This is a genomic window from Rhodovulum viride, from assembly GCF_003265965.1.
GTDB lineage: Bacteria > Pseudomonadota > Alphaproteobacteria > Rhodobacterales > Rhodobacteraceae > Rhodovulum > Rhodovulum kholense.
The window spans coordinates 1-609 of sequence record NZ_MUAV01000154.1 but is presented as its reverse complement, the minus strand read 5'-3'; the positions used below and the strand labels follow the sequence as shown (position 1 = coordinate 609).

Genomic DNA, 609 nt, shown 5'->3' with positions numbered 1-609 from the left:
AATTTCCGGGACGCCGTGCCTCTGTTTTCGTGCGGTCTCGCATGACCCCGCGCGAAGATCCCCGACTGGCCGAGGCGCGCGCGCTGCCGATTGCCGAGGTGGCGGACCGGCTCGGCATCGCCGGGCTGAGACCGCCGCAGGGGATCGAGCGCGTCGGCCCCTGCCCGGTCTGCGGCGGCCGCGACCGCTTCGGAATCAACACCGCCCGCAACGTCTATAACTGCCGCCATTGCGGCGGCGGCGATGCCATCGCGCTGGTCGAGCTGGTCAAGGGCTGCGAGTTCCGCACGGCACTCGACTGGCTGATGGGCGCGCGCGAGGTCGAGATCGACCCGGCCGAGCTGGCCCGGCGCAAGGCGGCGCGCGAGAAAGACGCCCGCCAGCGCGCGGATCAGGCCGAGGCCGCCCGCAAGAATGCCATCGCCCAGGCCCGCGCCATCTGGCAGGCCTGCCGCCCGGCCGAGGACAGCCCCGTGCGCGACTATCTCGCCCGGCGTGGCATCACACGCGCGCTGTTGCCCGCGCTGCCCGACTGCCTCCGGTTCCACCCCGATCTGCCCTACATGGTGCCCGCCGAGGGCAACCGGGGCAGCTGGCGCGAGATCCATC

At 72.7% G+C, this 609-nt stretch carries 1 protein-coding gene; it reads left to right on the top strand.

Going from position 1 to position 609, the window contains the following annotated elements; genetic code table 11:
- Positions 1 to 41 precede the first annotated feature (41 nt).
- A partial coding sequence (locus BYZ73_RS21585) for a DUF7146 domain-containing protein (protein ID WP_281269513.1) occupies positions 42 to 609 on the top strand: 568 nt, incomplete at its 3' end.